The organism is Campylobacter sp. JMF_14 EL1 (assembly GCF_027737585.1).
Lineage (GTDB): Bacteria > Campylobacterota > Campylobacteria > Campylobacterales > Campylobacteraceae > Campylobacter_B.
The window spans coordinates 537,645-551,253 of the sequence record NZ_JAOVTW010000001.1 but is presented as its reverse complement, the minus strand read 5'-3'; the positions used below and the strand labels follow the sequence as shown (position 1 = coordinate 551,253).

Annotated in this window: 15 protein-coding genes and 4 tRNA genes; 7 read left to right on the top strand and 12 right to left on the bottom strand. The window is 40.3% G+C overall.

All coding sequences use genetic code 11. The features are described from left to right. Positions 1-123: 123 nt before the first annotated feature. Together uvrC and OFN73_RS02765 are read right to left on the bottom strand one after the other, a co-directional pair. Positions 124-1,929, bottom strand: a complete 1,806-nt coding sequence (gene uvrC / locus OFN73_RS02770) for an excinuclease ABC subunit UvrC (RefSeq protein ID WP_270862135.1) — start codon at positions 1,927-1,929, stop codon at positions 124-126. Beyond that, positions 1,895-2,383, bottom strand: a complete 489-nt coding sequence (locus OFN73_RS02765) for a hypothetical protein (RefSeq protein WP_270862134.1) — start codon at positions 2,381-2,383, stop codon at positions 1,895-1,897. The genes uvrC and OFN73_RS02765 overlap by 35 nt, the downstream gene beginning before the upstream one ends. A 151-nt stretch (positions 2,384-2,534) precedes the next feature. Between OFN73_RS02765 and guaA the strand changes: the two genes are divergently transcribed. Further along, positions 2,535-4,070: a glutamine-hydrolyzing GMP synthase gene (guaA, locus tag OFN73_RS02760; RefSeq protein WP_270862133.1), complete on the top strand. Its 1,536-nt coding sequence runs from the start codon at positions 2,535-2,537 to the stop codon at positions 4,068-4,070. Between the two features lie 32 nt (positions 4,071-4,102). On the opposite strand, the gene OFN73_RS02755 is transcribed toward guaA, so the two are convergent. Next, the gene (locus OFN73_RS02755; RefSeq protein ID WP_270862132.1) at positions 4,103-4,900 is read right to left on the bottom strand and encodes a class I SAM-dependent methyltransferase; all 798 of its coding nucleotides are present in this window, start codon (positions 4,898-4,900) and stop codon (positions 4,103-4,105) included. Positions 4,901-5,293: 393 nt separating this feature from the next. Here OFN73_RS02755 and OFN73_RS02750 point away from each other — a divergent pair, with 393 nt between their 5' ends. Beyond that, the gene (locus tag OFN73_RS02750) at positions 5,294-5,632 is read left to right on the top strand and encodes a hypothetical protein (RefSeq protein WP_270862131.1); all 339 of its coding nucleotides are present in this window, start codon (positions 5,294-5,296) and stop codon (positions 5,630-5,632) included. A gap of 388 nt (positions 5,633-6,020) precedes the next feature. On the opposite strand, the gene OFN73_RS02745 is transcribed toward OFN73_RS02750, so the two are convergent. The 3 genes from OFN73_RS02745 to OFN73_RS02735 all read right to left on the bottom strand — a co-directional run bounded on the left by OFN73_RS02745 (position 6,021) and on the right by OFN73_RS02735 (position 6,271). After that, a tRNA-Lys gene (locus OFN73_RS02745) sits at positions 6,021-6,096 on the bottom strand. Positions 6,097-6,113: 17 nt separating this feature from the next. Next, a tRNA-Asp gene (locus OFN73_RS02740) sits at positions 6,114-6,190 on the bottom strand. A gap of 5 nt (positions 6,191-6,195) precedes the next feature. Continuing rightward, positions 6,196-6,271 (bottom strand) — tRNA-Val (locus tag OFN73_RS02735). Positions 6,272-6,389: 118 nt separating this feature from the next. Between OFN73_RS02735 and OFN73_RS02730 the strand changes: the two genes are divergently transcribed. From OFN73_RS02730 to OFN73_RS02715, 4 genes are all read left to right on the top strand, one after another. After that, positions 6,390-6,977 (top strand): transglycosylase SLT domain-containing protein, encoded by a 588-nt coding sequence (locus OFN73_RS02730; protein ID WP_270862130.1) that lies wholly within the window; start codon positions 6,390-6,392, stop codon positions 6,975-6,977. Between the two features lie 57 nt (positions 6,978-7,034). Further along, complete coding sequence (gene kdsA / locus OFN73_RS02725) at positions 7,035-7,841, top strand: 3-deoxy-8-phosphooctulonate synthase (protein ID WP_270862129.1); 807 nt, start codon at positions 7,035-7,037, stop codon at positions 7,839-7,841. Between the two features lie 65 nt (positions 7,842-7,906). Further along, positions 7,907-8,368, top strand: coding sequence for a hypothetical protein (locus OFN73_RS02720; protein ID WP_270862128.1), 462 nt, complete (start codon positions 7,907-7,909; stop codon positions 8,366-8,368). A 101-nt stretch (positions 8,369-8,469) separates the two neighbouring features. Next, positions 8,470-8,546 (top strand) — tRNA-Glu (locus tag OFN73_RS02715). Here OFN73_RS02715 and OFN73_RS02710 read toward each other — a convergent pair. The 6 genes from OFN73_RS02710 to OFN73_RS02685 are packed head-to-tail and all read right to left on the bottom strand — an operon-like array spanning position 8,525 to position 11,977. Further along, the gene (locus OFN73_RS02710) at positions 8,525-9,304 is read right to left on the bottom strand and encodes an energy-coupling factor ABC transporter ATP-binding protein (RefSeq protein WP_270862127.1); all 780 of its coding nucleotides are present in this window, start codon (positions 9,302-9,304) and stop codon (positions 8,525-8,527) included. The two genes, OFN73_RS02715 and OFN73_RS02710, sit on opposite strands and share 22 nt — an antisense overlap. Positions 9,305-9,339: 35 nt before the next feature. Next, positions 9,340-9,972, bottom strand: coding sequence for an energy-coupling factor transporter transmembrane component T (locus OFN73_RS02705; RefSeq protein ID WP_270862235.1), 633 nt, complete (start codon positions 9,970-9,972; stop codon positions 9,340-9,342). A gap of 42 nt (positions 9,973-10,014) precedes the next feature. Continuing rightward, a complete protein-coding gene (locus tag OFN73_RS02700) occupies positions 10,015-10,491 on the bottom strand; it encodes a hypothetical protein (RefSeq protein ID WP_270862126.1) in 477 nt (158 codons plus the stop codon). Continuing rightward, on the bottom strand, positions 10,488-11,078 hold the full coding sequence (cbiM, locus tag OFN73_RS02695; RefSeq protein WP_270862125.1) for a cobalt transporter CbiM: 591 nt from the start codon (positions 11,076-11,078) through the stop codon (positions 10,488-10,490). Before cbiM ends, OFN73_RS02700 begins: the two co-directional genes overlap by 4 nt. Then, the gene (locus tag OFN73_RS02690) at positions 11,068-11,211 is read right to left on the bottom strand and encodes a hypothetical protein (RefSeq protein WP_270862124.1); all 144 of its coding nucleotides are present in this window, start codon (positions 11,209-11,211) and stop codon (positions 11,068-11,070) included. The genes cbiM and OFN73_RS02690 overlap by 11 nt, the downstream gene beginning before the upstream one ends. Before the next feature lie 10 nt (positions 11,212-11,221). Continuing rightward, positions 11,222-11,977 carry a DUF4198 domain-containing protein gene (locus OFN73_RS02685; RefSeq protein WP_270862123.1) on the bottom strand — a complete coding sequence of 252 codons (756 nt, stop codon included), beginning with the start codon at positions 11,975-11,977 and terminating at the stop codon, positions 11,222-11,224. 166 nt (positions 11,978-12,143) lie between these two features. On the opposite strand from OFN73_RS02685, the gene serS reads away from it, so the two are divergent. Continuing rightward, positions 12,144-13,397, top strand: coding sequence for a serine--tRNA ligase (gene serS / locus OFN73_RS02680; RefSeq protein WP_270862122.1), 1,254 nt, complete (start codon positions 12,144-12,146; stop codon positions 13,395-13,397). Positions 13,398-13,609 lie beyond the last annotated feature (212 nt).

Here is a 13,609-nt window from a genome sequence, read left to right as displayed (position 1 = left end):
ATGCAAAAAAGTGAAATTTCAACCTCAAAATAAGCTTTACAAAGAAAAATGAAAACTGTATTTCAAAGATTTAATCTCGGATTTTACTCTAAAAATCTTTAAAGGTAGCTTTGTTTGCCTATTTTATGGGCGGAATTTGAACAATTTTTCAGCAAAATTTTGTCCGATTAAGCTTTTTATTTCATCAAAATTTGCCAAATATATATTTTCAAAACTTCCGTAAAAATCCAAAAGTTTTTTGATTTTGCCTTGCGTAAGCCCTAAATTTAGGAGTTTTGAGCTATTTAAGTCATTTTTGCGTTTTGTTTTTTGATGAAATGAGATCGCAAATCTGTGTGCCTCGTCCCTTAATTTTTGGAAAAATTGTAATTTTTTATCGTTTGGTTGGAGTGCAAAAATTCCACTATTTGTGCAAATTTTATCCTTTGCCGATCCCTTGGCGCGGTGAGCTTTGGCGCCTAATTTTTCCTTTGAAATCGCGATTACATCGACATTTGCTCCCACGCTTGAAATAATGTCGCAAGCTAAATTTAACAAAACTTCGCCACCATCAATCACCCACAAATCAGGCGCGCCAAACTCGTCAAATTTAAGCGCACGCGAGGTGAGATATTCCTTCATTTGGTCGTAGTCGTTGTTTGAGCTTAGGTGTTTGTGGCGATAATTTTCTTTGAAAAACTCGCCCTCTTTATAGCAGACCATTGCCCCTACTGGCGCACTTCCAAACATGTGTGAGTTATCAAAAATTTCGATATTTACAGGCAAATTTTGCAAGCCAAAATAATCTTTCAATTCCGCTAAAAATCCGTAATCATGCGTTTTGAGATATTTTTTTATGTTTATTTGGCAGTTTTGGTAGGCGATTTCGCAAATTTTGCGTTTTTCGCCGATTTTTGGGACGATAATGCTAAAATTTCTGCCATGCCTGCTGGCTAAAATTTCGCTCACAAGCGCCTTATCGTCAAATTCAGCGTAGCAATAAATTTTAGAGCACGCCACGGGCGAACCCCCTGGAAATGCGCTTAAAATGAGCTGTTTGTAGCCGTTTTTTGCGTCGTCATCGTTTGCGTTTTTTAGGTGAGAAATGTGATAGTTCGAGGCTGAAATTTTGCCCTCTCTCACGCTAAAATGCACGGCACAAATCAAATTTGCCTCCCCAGCAATCGCAAATACTTCAAAATCATCTAGCCTTGCTAAATCCACCTCGACTTTGATATTCATTTGCTTTAAAATTTCAATTTTATCGCGCATGTCGGCAGCTTCTTCGAAATTTTCATTTTCGGCAAATTTAAGCATTAGCAAGCTTAGATACGGCACCATTTTTTGCGGATTTTTGAGCGAATTTAACGCCTCTTCGACTATTTTTTTATATTCGCTACTTGAAATTTTGCCCTCGCACGGGGCTTTGCAGCGGCCAATCTGAGCAAACAGGCAGGCTTTTTTGTCTTTGATACAGTTTTTTTTCTGCACGAGCGGAAATTTCATATAAAGCGTCTCTAAAATTTCCTTTGCGCCGTGAAAATACGGACCAAAATAGCGAATATTTGCCCCCTTTATCACCTTGCGCGTGATTTCAAAGCGCGGAAATTCGTCGTTTAAATTTATATAGATATAAGGGTATGTTTTATCGTCGCGCAAAAGGATATTATACTTAGGTTTAAGCTGTTTGATAAAGGAATTTTCCAAAATCAGCGCGTCGCTCTCGCTTGGGGTGATGATGTATTCTAAATGCACAGCTTCGCTTATCATTTTTGCGATTCGAGCGCCAAGGCGCGGGCTTGGAGCGAGTGTGGGAGTGAAGCTAAAATAGCTTTTGACGCGGTTTTTTAGCACCTTTGCCTTGCCCACATAGAGCAATTTCCCGTCTGCGCCGAAATACTGATAAATGCCGGGATTAGCGGGCAGGGATTTGATTTCGTCGATTAGCAATGATAATCTCTCTTATTTCTTCAAAAATTTTATGAATTTTTTCATCTTTGATATTGTTTGTGAATTTGCCTTGTGATTTTTCTGCCACGCGCACATCGCTACTACTTGCCTTTTTTTGGGCGAGTTCTTGCTTGCGCTTTTTGCTCATTGTTTTGGTAGCGACGAAAATTTTCACATCCATATCAGGGTGAAATTCGCCAAATTTATGCACGCTGGCAAATATTTTTAATATATCTTTTATCAGTTTTATACTACTATCTCGTTTTAGCTCTTGAAGTCCTGCTGGGTGCTTCACAGCTATCATCAAAATGTCATTTTTGGTGTAGATAAAGGCTATGATTTTTTGCCAGTTTTTGGGCAAAATTTTAATAAAACTCTCTCTGGCACGAAATTTGGCGTATAAAGGACTATTTTTCACATGTGCAATGATTTGTTTAATACTTTTAGTTTCCATAAGTTGATTTTAGCATTTTTTATTTTAGGTTTGCTTAGTGGGTGCGGATACAAAGCCGATCCGTTTTATAGCGCAGACTCAAATTCGAGCAAGGTAACCAAATAATGGCTAAATTTAGTTATAATCAGTGAAATTTTAATGAAGGGAAAATATGCAAACAGCTGACATTTTAGTTTTGGATTTTGGTTCGCAATACACGCAACTTATCGCGCGTAGGCTTCGCGAACAAGGTGTTTATACAGAACTCATACCATTTGACGCCTCAATCGAGCAAATTTTGGCGAAAAACCCCAAAGGCTTGATTTTAAGCGGTGGGCCAGCGAGCGTGTATGCGAAGGACGCTTATTTTTGCGATGAGAAAATTTTTGATTTAGGTTTGCCGATACTTGGGATTTGCTACGGTATGCAGCTAATCGCGCAGCATTTCGGCGCCTCTGTCGTGCCAGCAGCGAAAAAAGAATTCGGCAAAGCAAGCCTAAAACTACTTCGTTCAAACAAGCTTTTTAACGGCGTGAGCGATAACTCGACCGTGTGGATGAGCCACTCGGACAAGGTCGCTAGCCTGCCAGAGGATTTCGAGGTTTTGGCGTGTTCGGACGAGAGCGAGTGGTGCGTGTTTGGCAATGACGCGAAGAAAATTTATGCATTGCAATTCCACCCAGAGGTGCAACACAGCGAGTTTGGAGATCAAATTTTAAAGAATTTTGCAAAAGAGATTTGCGGGTTAAGTAGCACTTGGAATATGGGAAGCTTCGCAAAAGAGCAAATCGCAAAAATAAAAGCAAAAGTAGGCAATGACAAAGTCCTTTGTGCGGTAAGCGGCGGCGTAGATAGCTCCGTGGTGGCAGCTCTCCTTGCTCACGCAGTGCCAGAGAATCTAATCGTAGTTTTTGTAGATAACGGACTACTTCGCACAAACGAAGCAAGGCAAGTCGAAGAGATGTTTAAGCTCAAACTTGGCGTAAATTTAATCAGCGTCGATGCGAGCGAGCTTTTCCTAAGTCGCTTAAAAGGCGTAACTGAGCCTGAGAAAAAACGCAAAATCATCGGCGAGACTTTTATCGAAGTTTTTGATAGAGAAGCCAAAAAATTTGAAAATGTAAAATATCTAGCACAAGGCACACTTTATACCGATGTGATCGAAAGCTCTCCAAGCGGAGCAAGCAAGACGATAAAAAGCCATCACAATGTAGGAGGACTTCCGGATTGGATGAAATTTGAGCTAATCGAGCCATTGCGTGAAATTTTCAAAGACGAAGTTAGGCAGCTAGGACTTGAACTAGGACTTTCAAGAGATGTCGTTTTCCGTCACCCTTTCCCGGGGCCTGGCCTTGCTATTCGCATTATGGGCGAAGTAAATACGCCAAATTTAGAGCTACTCCGCAAAGCAGATGTGATTTTAAGAGAAGAGCTAAAATCGAGTGGTTGGTATGATAAAACTTGGCAGGCATTTTGTGTGTTATTAAATGTCCGAAGTGTCGGCGTCATGGGCGATAACCGCACTTATGAAAATGCAGTTTGTATCCGCGTAGTAGATGCAAGTGACGGCATGACGGCTAGTTTTTCGCGTCTTCCTTACGACCTGCTAGAAAACTGCTCACGCCGCATTATAAACGAAGTAGAAGGCATAAATAGAGTAGTTTATGATATTTCGTCCAAACCGCCTGCAACTATCGAGTGGGAATAATTTTTAATTTGACGGGCGTTTTGCCCGTCTTTTTATTTTTTTCGTAAATTTAATCTCAAAATAAACGCTAGGTCGAATTTATCCACAAACGCCATTGTAAGGCGAGTGGAGAGTTTTGTTTTATTTTTTAGCATTTTTCGTGCAGTGGTGAAAAACGGCGTTTTGCTTAAAATTTCACACTCGCACTTACTAGCAAATTCGCCCCTGTTTTGCACGAAAAACTCCATTTTAGCCATATCTTTGCCAAAGCGCCCAACATAAAAATTCGCGCATCTTATGCCAAATTTTGTCGTAGCGTCAAAAATCAGTTCGGAATTTTTAAAATTTGCCTTTAAATTTGCGATTAAATTTAATATTTTTTTCTCGGTAAAATACATAAAAACGCCATTTGCGACAAAAATCGTAGGCAAGCTTTTATCTAAATTTTCGCTCCATTTCATATCAAACAAATCGCATGAAATCAGAGTTTCATTATCATTTTGTGGTAGCAAATTTTGCCTAAATTCGATAACTTCTGCCAAATCAACGCTGTAAAATTTCGCCTCATTTTTGCTAAAACGAAACGCCAAAGTCTCCAAGCCACAGCCCAAATTTACGACATTGCAAACGTCGTGTGTGGCAATGAAATCCTTTATCATAATGTCGGTTTCATAATATCTTGCCGCAGAAGCCAAAGACTCATATTCAGATGAAATTTTTAAGAATTTTTGCGGGATTTTATCTTCAAATTTCATCGCCGTCTCATCGTAAAAATACTGCTTGAAATTTTTACTTGCATGAATTCTTGCGATTAATGGAATAAATAGCGTATTTGCGATTTTATTTTGCATAAATATCCTTTTTACGGGATTTTTTAAATTTCAATAACGATATATTTTATCAAAAATTTGCTTTAAATTTATTAATCTAGCGTATTTTTGTATGTTTTAAGACACAGGCGTAAAAGACGGCTTTTATGAGGGGATAAGCAGTCTTAATAAGGCACTTGGCGATAAAGGCTATGGATTAATCCCAGACCCTAACGGGCAAGGCGTAAGGATAATTGATTTTAGCGGAAACCCTCTAAATAGCGGGAAGTTAGGAATTTATTAAATCAAAATGGCTATAATAGATAAATAGAGGAGTTAAATAATGGCATTTATAACAGGGGCGGTAACCGTAGCTTTGGCGTTTTTGGTGAGAGAATTAGTGGCGAACTATCAACTAAGCAAAATGAAAATGCAATGCGGGAAGCCTATGCTAGGGGGTTATCACAAGCGTTATCTAGGGGAGTTGAAAAGGGCGAAAATGCAATCCTCGACCAAAACGCAAAACAATTCCTAAGAAACGGCTTAATAACTCCAAATGTAGCTTCGCACATAGCCACAAGTGGAACAGGTGCGCTAATAGGTGCTTCGCAAGATAGCGAAAATAGACTTCGTGGCGCACTCATAGGCGCAGGAACTGGACTAGCTGGAAATAGGTTTATCCAAGCTGGGACAAAAGCCTTTTTTAAAAACCAAACAGATAATCTAGCACAAAATTTACCAAACATAGCAAAGGCAAAAAACTTTTTGATATAGATGAAAAAAAATCAAGGGAAATCATAAGCGATATGCCAGATGGAAATGTAGTTTATTATAATAAGTTGTGGGGAGAGACTAACATAAATCATAAGTTAGAAGCTACCTCAGATATAGGTCTTATTGGGCGAACGCCTATCGAGACCCTCTCAACTTCAAACCAGGCGCGGTTTTACCACAACAAGGAAAATTAGTCAATAATACCATTAATGATATAGCCAAAATAGAGCGCACACAAAACATAAAAAACACCCTAGACGCTAGAAATAGCACAGGCAAAGACTTTATGCACGATTTAAACGCCCTTGAAAAGCCATAAACAACAAAGAAAATTACAGAAATCTTTATAAGCTTTGTATTTAGAAAAATTAAAACGATTTAGAAAAAGTGGTGTCCTGCGTTGGATTCGAACCAACGGCCCCCTCATTAAAAGTGAGATGCTCTACCGACTGAGCTAGCAAGACACGGATTGTAAAGTAAGTGGCGCGATGGATGGGGCTCGAACCCACGACCTCCGCCGTGACAGGGCGGCATTCTAACCAGCTGAACTACCATCGCACAAGTGGTGGTCGCTATAAGACTCGAACTTATGACATCCACCTTGTAAGGGTGGCGCTCTACCAACTGAGCTAAGCGACCATTTATTAAAAATGAAGTGTGATTATATATCGATTGATATTAAATTTCGCTTAAATTGGAGAAAAAAATCGAATTTTTTGCTATACTCACGCAAAGCTAAATTTAATAAGAAAGAGTTATGAGAAATTTTATACTGATTTTATTTTTTTCATTGCGATTGTTTGGGTATTCGCACGCAGATATTACAAATTCTGTCGCGTATGTCGCCACAAACGAGGGTGTCAAACCCGAAATTTTATACACAATCGTAAAAATCGAAAGCGATTTTAACCCCTTTGCGATTTCATTTCTCACAAATAAAGCAAACGCCGATTATTTCGCCACCCTAAGCAGTCCAAATGCGCGAATTCGCACGAGTAATTACAGTCTAAATCGCTCCAAATGGGTCGTGGCGATCCACCCCATAAACGAAGCCTACGCAATCCAAATCGCAAAAGAACTCTACGAGGACGGCTTTCCTATCGATGTGGGACTTGGGCAGCTAAACGCCGTAAATTTCGACAAAAGCGAGATTGATTATATCTTCAACCCCGTTTATAATCTCACAAAATGCGCCAAAATCCTGCGCAAATGCTGGAACGCCAAAAACAAAAATATAAAAGACACAATCGAGTGCTATAATTACGGCATGCGCAAACGCTACTCCAACCCCTACTACAAGCGATTTTACGAGCATTACGAGAAGATGTTTGGCAAGCCGTATTAAGATTAATTATTAATTAAATTTGGTTAAAATAGCCGAAATTTAAACAAAGGATAGAAAATGATTTTAATCGCAGGACCTTGCGTCATCGAAAGCAAAGAGCTAATTTTCGCAGTGGCTGAGAAGCTTCGCAAATTTCACGAAATGGACGGGATCGATTTTTATTTTAAAAGCAGTTTTGATAAGGCAAATCGCACGAGTATTGCAAGCTTCCGCGGTCCAGGGCTTAAAAAGGGTTGCGAAATACTAGCCGAAGTGAAGGAAAAATTTGGATTTAAAATCCTAACCGATATCCACGAAAGCACCCAAGCTGCGCCTGTGGCAGAAGTGGCTGATGCGTTGCAAATCCCGGCGTTTTTGTGCCGCCAGACTGATTTGCTCGTAGCCGCTGCTAAAACAAAAGCGGTAGTAAATATCAAAAAGGGGCAGTTTCTCGCACCGCAGGCGATGAATCACAGCGTGAAAAAAGTCCTTGAAACGCGTGGCGTAAAAAGCGCAGGTTACGATGCTGCCAAAGAAAACGGCGTGTGGCTGTGCGAGAGGGGAAGCACATTTGGATACGGAAATTTGGTCGTGGATATGCGAAGTTTCCCGATAATGCGTGAATTCGCGCCTGTGATTTTCGACGCGACACACAGCGTGCAAATGCCAAGCGCAAATGGTGCGACAAGTGGCGGAGACGCGAGATTTGTGCCATATCTAGCGCGCGCAGCTGCTAGCGTGGGGGTCGATGGGTTTTTCTACGAAACGCACCTAAATCCGTGCGAAGCCTTGTGCGATGGGCCAAATATGCTAAATTTGGACGAATTAGAAAAAAATATAAATGAAATTTTGGCGATTAAAAGGGCTTTGAATTTTGAAATTTAGCAATTTTAGTGGTAAGGTTTTGAGTTTTTAATATTTTGCGAATATTTTTTGTGATAAGGATTTAAATGTCTAAGAAAATTTGTTTATTTTCTATAATTTTTGCGATTTTTTTGAGTGGTTGTGGCGCAAAAGGCGCGAAATTTGAGCATTTTGTCGAACCTCAAAATAATAATGCCATAGTTTATGTTTATAGACAAACGAGTGCCATGGGGGCGTTGGTGCGCACTACGGCTTATTATGATAATGGAGATGGCGCGAAAGAAATCGGCACGATAAGCAACGGGGCGTATGCAAAAGTCGAAATTCCTGCAAATATACAAACAAAAATTTATGTTGGTATCCCTGAGTGGGGCGAAACAATCGTGGCAAAAGTTGGAGAGACTTTATGTTTCAAATATGGTTTAAAAGAAAATGGCACTGTTTTCAATGGATATACCTATGCGCCGATTTACACGGCGTTTCTTTATAGGGTAGATTTGCAAACTTGCAAAAAAGAGATCGTAGAGACGCAACTACACAGCAAATAGCTAAATTTCGGCAAATTTCGCCTTTAAATTTGCCGAAATTTTTAATTTTATTTAGAGTAAAAGCAAAATTTAGCAAAAAAATAGTATAATTCATGTTTTTTGAGCTTTTCGTCTAGCGGCCCAGGACGCTACATTCTCAGTGTAGAAACGCGTGGTTCAAATCCCGCAAGGCTCGCCATTTGCGCTAAATAATCCCTCTTCGCCCAATGTGTAAATTTTATCCGCCACGGCACCTATAAATTTCTCATCATGGCTCACGATAATCTCGCTAATATCGAGGTTTTTTAGGATTTTTGCGACGCGCGATTGCATAGCAAAATCAAGCCCAGTCGTGGGCTCATCGAGCAAAACTATCTCAGGCTCGCACACGATCACCCCAGCAAGTGCTACGAGTTTTTTCTCGCCACCGCTTAGATGATACGGCACGGCGTCCCTTAAATGTGAGATTCCAAAGCGCTGCAAAATCTCATTAACTTGGATTTTTATCTCGTCTTCGCTTAAAATTTTTCGCGGTTTTATGTGGTGATTGTGTGGCGTGGTGAAAATTTCGCTGGAATTTTGCTCTAAATTTCTGCCCGAATTTTTACGGAAAAATTTTAAAATTTTAGCCTTTTTTGCGCCCTTATTTTGCCCCTTTTTTATCGCTTCGTTTCGCGCCCTAAGCCCAAATGCGACATCGTCAAAGACATTGGCGCAGATGAATTGCTCGTCGGAGTTTTGAAACAAAAACCCGATATTTTGGCGAAATTTCGCAAACTCTTTGACGCTAGAAATTTTTTCGTGAAAAATTTCTATTTCCCCGCCACTAGGCGCCCTTAACCCGCACAAAATCTCCAAAAGCGTGGTTTTACCACGACCATTTTCGCCCAAGATTACGATTTTTTCCTTGTGCGCGACATCTAAATTTAGCCCCGCAAAAAGGGCTCTATCACCCATTTTCGCGCTTAAATTTCTAAGTTTTACCGAACAGCTCAAATCATCTCTCCAAGCCTTGCAAAAAGGCAAATTAATACAAAAAATAAAAATCCGATTTCAAGTGCGCCAAATTTCTCTTTGGCGAAGAAAAATTTTCCGCTAAATCCGCGCGTAATCAGGGCATTTTGCAGATTTTCTGCCCGCCCTAACGCCCCTAAAATCAGTAGCGCGACGCAGTTTGCGTAGGTTTTGTAGCTAAAAATCGAACTTTTCGCCCTAAATCCACGCACCAAAAGCACGGTTTTTTGGCGTTCTAACTCCGCGCGCAAAAATGCGATAAATTTCACGCAAAAATAAAAAATAGATGAAATTTTATCCCCAAGCCCTAAATTTCGCACCCCGCGTGCCAAAAAATACTCGTCCCGCTTCCAAAAAATCAAAATCGCAAAAAGCATAATCAAATTTGCTCGAAAAAACACAAGCAGTGCAAAGTGCGAATTTTGCGCTATTAGCGCGCTTAGTATCATAAAAAATACAAAAATATTTAAAATCGCAAGTTTTTTAAAAATCTCTTTAAAATCGGCGAAATTTAACGCCAAAAGAGCCAAAACCGGCAAAAAATAGCTAAGATAAATTTTGCCCCCAAGTGCCACAAAAAAGCTATAAATCACAAAGCAAAGTAGGCTAATTGCGGCGTTTTGGCAGGGGTTAAAAGTTTTGATTTTTGATCCTTATTTGCGTTTTTTTATGGCGTAGAGTGCGCCAAAAATCGCGAAAATTATAGCCAAACTAAGCGCAAAATTTAATAAATTTTGGTTTGATGAATTTTTTGGTTCAAGCGAATTTTGCGAAATTTCGCTCGAATTTTGGCTTAAATTTTGGCTTTGCAAATTTTGCGAATTTCCACCTAAATTTTCCACTTTAAAATTTATTTTTTTCGCATGACCTGCGCCGCCGTAAATTTCGATTTCGTATTCCCCAGCGCCCAAATTTAGGCTTAAAACGCCAGTTTTATCGGTTTTTGCTTCCAGTAATACTGCGCCGTTTTGGCTGATTTTCACATCGCAGTTTTGGCATGGCGAATTGCCGTAAAAAAAGCTTTTTATGCGCACATTTTCCCCGTCTTGGCTGGCAAAAGCTTTGAGCGAGTGAGCCGGGGCAGTATTTGCCAAAGCTAACGCAAACAGCGCAAAAATGAGCCTTTTCATAGCAAAATTTCCTTTTTTACCCGCACGATAAATTTCAGCGCAAACAGCGCGATAATCCCCTCCAAAACCGCCAAAACTGCCGATTCTAGCGAGATTAGCGTGATGATTGTGTAAAATTCCTTGCCACTAGCGAAAAGGATTAAATCCAAAAGTAGCGTCGAGATGAGTATCGGCACCGCTCCTGCTAGGAAAAATGCTGGCGTGGCGGGCATTTTAGCGCCTTTCCACGCACGCACAAACACTGCGCCCAAAACGGCTGGAAAGCCGATGATTGCGGTATTTACGCCCAAAATCGTAATCCCACCAAAGCCAAAGAAAACCCCTTGAAGCATGAGCCCCACAAATATCGCTAAAATCGCGTCAGCACCCAATACTGCGCCGATTAATCCGCCCAAAATCAAATGCACGGAGCTTGCGCCCACTGGCAAATGGATAAATGAAGCGATGAAAAAAATCGCGCTCATACACGCTACTTGCGGGATTTTCTCCACTTTTAAGCGGTATGCGAGATACGCCACCACGGGCGCACTTATCGCCCAGCCTGAGATTAAAATTTCGCTTGATAAAACGCCTTCGCTAATGTGCATTTAATGTCCTAAATTTCGTAATTTTAAATGAAATTTCGCTCAAATTTGAGCTAAATTTATAGGTAAAATTTGCGCCAAATTTCTCGCTTAAATTCATACTAAATTTCGCTCCGATTTTCCTGTCAAATTTCACGCGCAAAGCCCTATTTTTCGTAATCTTTGGTCTGCACCCAAAGCACCGCGCCAAGCTCGACGCCGTATTCCTTGCCCTCGTGCGTGATTTTTTCGTCATCATCTATTAACGCCGCAAAGCCCCAATGCCCAGATAGGGGCATCGTAAAGCAAAATTCTCCGTTTGCATTAGTCTTTACAACCTGCGTGATATGGTCCTCGCTTGGGGCTTTCAGGGCGGATTTGTTGTAGTGCTCGACCTCGACTTCTACGCCCTTAGCTGGGGCATTTTTGTATAATACTGTCCCGCAAAATGAGTTGCCCGCATATAGTCCAAATGGGCGCGTAAGTGGCACGATTTCGGCTTTTAGCCCCACTGGCTCGTCCCAGCCCTCGCCGTATCCGTAAGCGTCGATTATGGTTTTTGTCTGGTGGCGGATAAATTTTTCTTCGGCTGGTTCGAAATATGGCTTAGGATCGAAGTAAAACTGATAAATTCCTGGTTCTTTGACCTCAAATTCGGCTGTGAAATAAGCGTTTTCGCCATCTTTTTGCGCTTTTAAATTTTGTAAAAACGGCTTTTTCTCGCCATTTATCCAAATTTCAGCCACATTTGGAATTTCTAAATTCATGCGATTTTGCTCGAAAGGGTGAGTGAATTCATAAACTAAATTTAGCTTGTTTTTGGCTTCGTCTTCGATAGTATCACTATCTGCCAAAATCACGCCAAAGTGCGCAAATGACGCTGTTGCGGCGCAGGTTAGAAGGGATAAAATTTTAAATTTCATATTCGCTCCTTGTGAAAAATTTCGGTTTCGTAATATTACAGAATTTAGCTTAAAATAACACTAAAAATTTTTAGATATTATAAAATTCCGCTTAAATTTGAGCTCTTTATATTTTTAAAGTAAAATTTCGCTAAAATCCAAAAATTTTTATTTCACGGAGAAAGATATGATAAATTTACGACTAATCGAAACAAATTTTGACGAATTTAATAAAAAACTAATCGCCAAAAAAGTCCCCTCAGACACTCTAAAAAGCCTACTTGACGCTTATAATGAGTTAAAAGAAAAAAAGACAAATTTGGAAAATTTGCAAGCCGTGCAAAACGCCAAAAGTAAAGAAATGGGCGTAATCGCGCGAAATGGTGGCGACGCCAAAGCCCTAAAAGCCGAGCTTGACGCAAACAAAGCAAAAATCGCAGAACTCGGCGCAGTGGTTGTCGAGTGCGAAGAAAAGCTAAATAGTGTGGCAGCCGTCGTGCCAAATATCATCGATGATGATGTCCCATTTGGTGCAGATGAAAACGAAAATGTCTGCGTAAAAACCGTGCTAGAACCAAGGCAATTTGACTTTACGCCAAAAGAGCATTTTGAACTTGGCGAGAGCCTTGGTTGGCTAGATTTCGCTCGTGGCGTGAAGCTTAGCGGTAGCCGTTTTACCGCACTTCGTGGGCTTGGTGCGAAACTAAATATGGCGCTGATAAATTATATGATAGATTTTAACAATAGCCGTGGTTTTGAGCTTGTAAATATGCCATTTTTGGTGCGCGATGAGATACTTTACGGCACGGGACAGCTACCCAAATTCAAAGACGATCTTTACAAAGTAGATAGCGACGAACTAAATCTCTATCTCATACCTACTAGCGAAGTTACAGCGACGAATTTATTCAACGATGAGATTATCGAAAGCGCGAATTTACCGATAAAGCTTACGAGTTACAGCCACTGTTTTCGCAAAGAAGCGGGCTCAGCAGGACGGGATACACGCGGTATGATACGCCAACACCAGTTCGAAAAGGTCGAGCTTGTGGCGATTACAAAGCCAGAAGATAGCGCAAAAATGCTAGATGAAATGGTATCTTGCGCTAGTGATTTACTAGCTTCTTTGGGCTTACCGCACCGCCACATGGTGCTTTGTAGCGGGGATTTAGGATTTAGCGCAGCTAAAACTATCGATCTTGAAGTCTGGCTTCCGGGACAAAATAAATATAGAGAAATAAGCTCGATTTCAAATTGTCGTGATTTTCAAGCTAGACGCGCGAAAATTCGCTATAAAGATGAAAATAAGAAAAATGCGTTAGTGCATACGCTAAATGGCTCATCTTTGGCAGTGGGTAGAACACTAATAGCTGTGATGGAAAACTACCAACGAGCTGATGGCACTATCGAAATTCCAAAAGTTTTAGAAAAATATATGTAGGTTTTGGCTTTTTCGCAATGGCACAGTCACCCTGAAATACTGCGCCGAAATCTTATCGTCATTGTAAGCGAAGCAAAATTTACTTTATTTTGTCATTGCGAGCGAGTATAACGAGCGAAGCAATCCAGGGAAATTCAAAAAAAATTTTAATTTACAGAAAAATTTATCGTAATTTTAAATTCATAAAATTTTTGAAATTCTCCCTAAATTTT

Excerpts from the sequence above, each read along its gene's own strand:
- OFN73_RS02710 (WP_270862127.1), bottom strand. The coding sequence starts at position 9,304 with ATGGGTGATAGAGCCCTTTTTGCGGGGCTAAATTTAGATGTCGCGCAC.
- OFN73_RS02750 (WP_270862131.1), top strand. The coding sequence starts at position 5,294 with ATGCGGGAAGCCTATGCTAGGGGGTTATCACAAGCGTTATCTAGGGGA.
- OFN73_RS02700 (WP_270862126.1), bottom strand. The coding sequence starts at position 10,491 with ATGAAAAGGCTCATTTTTGCGCTGTTTGCGTTAGCTTTGGCAAATACT.
- cbiM (WP_270862125.1), bottom strand. The coding sequence starts at position 11,078 with ATGCACATTAGCGAAGGCGTTTTATCAAGCGAAATTTTAATCTCAGGC.
- guaA (WP_270862133.1), top strand. The coding sequence starts at position 2,535 with ATGCAAACAGCTGACATTTTAGTTTTGGATTTTGGTTCGCAATACACG.
- serS (WP_270862122.1), top strand. The coding sequence starts at position 12,144 with ATGATAAATTTACGACTAATCGAAACAAATTTTGACGAATTTAATAAA.
- OFN73_RS02765 (WP_270862134.1), bottom strand. The coding sequence starts at position 2,383 with ATGGAAACTAAAAGTATTAAACAAATCATTGCACATGTGAAAAATAGT.
- OFN73_RS02730 (WP_270862130.1), top strand. The coding sequence starts at position 6,390 with ATGAGAAATTTTATACTGATTTTATTTTTTTCATTGCGATTGTTTGGG.
- OFN73_RS02685 (WP_270862123.1), bottom strand. The coding sequence starts at position 11,977 with ATGAAATTTAAAATTTTATCCCTTCTAACCTGCGCCGCAACAGCGTCA.
- OFN73_RS02755 (WP_270862132.1), bottom strand. The coding sequence starts at position 4,900 with ATGCAAAATAAAATCGCAAATACGCTATTTATTCCATTAATCGCAAGA.
- kdsA (WP_270862129.1), top strand. The coding sequence starts at position 7,035 with ATGATTTTAATCGCAGGACCTTGCGTCATCGAAAGCAAAGAGCTAATT.
- OFN73_RS02720 (WP_270862128.1), top strand. The coding sequence starts at position 7,907 with ATGTCTAAGAAAATTTGTTTATTTTCTATAATTTTTGCGATTTTTTTG.